The organism is Holdemanella sp. (assembly GCF_056804935.1).
Genome location: NZ_DBMEXE010000225.1, coordinates 1 through 2,563 on the forward strand (window position 1 = coordinate 1; position 2,563 = coordinate 2,563).

At 34.5% G+C, this 2,563-nt stretch carries 5 protein-coding genes; 1 reads left to right on the top strand and 4 read right to left on the bottom strand.

Annotation, left to right across the window (positions count from 1 at the left end; all coding sequences use genetic code 11):
- The 4 genes from ACZQCL_RS08575 to ACZQCL_RS08590 form a co-directional block, all read right to left on the bottom strand.
- Window positions 1-116: transposase (locus ACZQCL_RS08575; protein ID WP_482482804.1), on the bottom strand; the 116-nt coding region annotated here is incomplete at its 3' end.
- Window positions 117-244: 128 nt separating this feature from the next.
- Complete coding sequence (locus tag ACZQCL_RS08580; protein ID WP_331865576.1) at window positions 245-1,084, bottom strand: undecaprenyl-diphosphate phosphatase; 840 nt, start codon at window positions 1,082-1,084, stop codon at window positions 245-247.
- Between the two features lie 47 nt (window positions 1,085-1,131).
- The gene (gene rpmF, locus ACZQCL_RS08585) at window positions 1,132-1,302 is read right to left on the bottom strand and encodes a 50S ribosomal protein L32 (protein ID WP_003864180.1); all 171 of its coding nucleotides are present in this window, start codon (window positions 1,300-1,302) and stop codon (window positions 1,132-1,134) included.
- A gap of 11 nt (window positions 1,303-1,313) precedes the next feature.
- On the bottom strand, window positions 1,314-1,823 hold the full coding sequence (locus tag ACZQCL_RS08590; protein WP_117926063.1) for a YceD family protein: 510 nt from the start codon (window positions 1,821-1,823) through the stop codon (window positions 1,314-1,316).
- A gap of 87 nt (window positions 1,824-1,910) precedes the next feature.
- Between ACZQCL_RS08590 and ACZQCL_RS08595 the strand changes: the two genes are divergently transcribed.
- The coding region (locus ACZQCL_RS08595) for a nucleotidyltransferase family protein (protein ID WP_482482802.1) at window positions 1,911-2,563 on the top strand (653 nt) is incomplete at its 3' end.

The following is a 2,563-nucleotide window of genomic DNA, read 5'->3' on the forward strand; positions in this document are numbered from 1 at the left end:
AGCTCTTTTAATCTTGTTGCGACCTGTCCATTCAAGACATCACGACGATACTTTACACACCATACGATATGATACTGTATAGAATAGACATAGCCTCTTCCATTAACAACTTCCATATGTTTTTTCCTCATCTATATTATAACATATGTATATGATTAAATCACTATATTTATCATTTATTTTTAAATTATTCATCTAACATCTGCCCATCTAATTCATCTCATGACTAAAGTCACGAGTATTCTTAGATTGCATATAAGGCCCGAATCGCAAAGAAGATCAAAACAAATGCACCTAATACGATACGATACCATCCAAATACTTTGAAATCGTGTTTTTTTATGTATGACATTAAGAAACGAATCACAAAAATAGATACGAAAAATGCCACTACCATACCTATCACTAGAATAAAGAATTCTAGAACACTAAACGCAAGCCCAAATTTCACCAACTTCAATAGACTCGCTCCAAACATAACTGGAATCGCTAAGAAAAAAGTAAATTCTGCAGCTACTGCACGACTGACACCAATCATCAATCCACCAACAATCGTAGCTCCTGATCTTGAAGTTCCAGGAAGTACAGCTGCCACAACTTGAAACAAACCAATAATCAATGCATCTTTATAAGATAAAGCAGATAAACTATTTACACTAGGACACATATCTTTATTACGGTTTTCAATATAAATAAACGCAACACCCACTAAAATCAACATAATCGCTACGACAAAGCCATTATATAAGTGTGCATCGATCCAATCATCCAATGCCAAGCCAATAATTGCCGCAGGAATTGTAGCTACTAAAATCTTAGACCATAAGATCCAGATAGATTTCACAGAAGTATATTTTCCTTCTTTATTTTTTTTAAATGGGAAAATTTTATTCCAGTATAAAACAACAACCGCAAGAATGGCCCCTAACTGGATTACGACAAGAAACATACTCCAGAATGATTTTGATACATTCATAGGCATGATTTCTTCTAATAAAATCATATGTCCTGTTGAACTAATTGGAAGCCATTCGGTAATCCCCTCAACAATACCATACAATATCGATTTTAAAATCTCGATCATACTATCCTCCATACTACAGAAAAAGCCAGGAAATCCTGGCTACATTTTTACTTTTCAACGATTTGTTTGCCGTTGTATTCGCCACAAGAGCACATCTTGTGAGCAAGTTTATATTCACCACAATTTGGACAACGAGTCAACGCTGGTTTCACCAATTTGTAATGTGTTCTACGTTTTGCTTTACGTGTTTTTGAATTTCTTCTCTGTTGAACTGCCATGCTTGCACCTCCTAGTCATCATCCAGTTTGAAATCATTTAATTTTTCCCATCGTGGATCAATTTTTGGCTCTTCTTTATCTTGATCCGATAAAAGCTGCCAACCATCTCCCTTTGGATATTGATCTCGAGGTAAACGAGTGATACTCATTGGAGCCTCATATAATATCGCCTGGAAAATCTCTGGGTTAATATCGATTGTCTCTTTTTTCACCACGATAATTTCCTGATCTTCTGCATCCTGTACCGGAACAAAAGAATACGTTTGTTGCGACTCCGCCTCAAATGGAAAATCAATATCTTCGTTTGTGATGGAATCTAGAACAATCATTGTTCCATCCATTCTCAAATCACTCGATACGAAATTCATTCCGTCAAACTCTAATGTACCCGTAACATGTACATCTGGAATAGACTTGACAGAAGTATGATGAAGCAGATCGTTTTCTTCAACCGCAATCCACTCATCAATTTCAATAATATGGTTTTTTGCATTTAAGAAGTCTTTTCTATTAAATTTCACGATCTTCACCTCATGTCGCATTTGATATTATAATAAAAGTAATTGATAAAGTCAATATTTCCACAAGAAAAAGATTTTGATATCATAATGAATATGAAAACATGTGGAATTATTACAGAATATAATCCTTTTCATCAAGGACATATCTATCATATCAAAAAAACGAAAGAATTAACACAATGTGATTGTTTAATTGCGATTGTTTCCAATCATTTTACACAACGAGGCCTTTTTAGCCTATTAACTATGGAAGATAAAACTAAGCTAGCCCTCGAAGCCGGATGCAATCTAGTCATTGAGCTTCCTCCTTGTTATGCAGCACAAAGTGCGGATTACTTTGCCAAATACGCTGTTGAGTCTTTAAGTCAATTACATATTGATCAAATCTGTTTTGGCTCTGAAACAAACAACATCAGTACACTAAAAGAATATTCGAAACAAATGGAATCGACTCAAGTGGTTCCATCTTTAAGCATGAATCAAAATCTATACACCAAAAATATTCGTCCTAATGATATCTTAGGCATTCAATATATCAAACAATGCGAGAAATACGGTATTACCCCTTGTACAATTGCTCGTAATGATTCTTTTAAAAGTGCTACGCAAACACGCAAAGAGTACTTTGACGGTATTTCTCAATTCAATGATGCCTACTTTAATAAAAGCCAAACATGGGATACTTATTATCCATATCTAAGAAAATTTTTACTTTTATCCGATACAAATACTTTATCCAC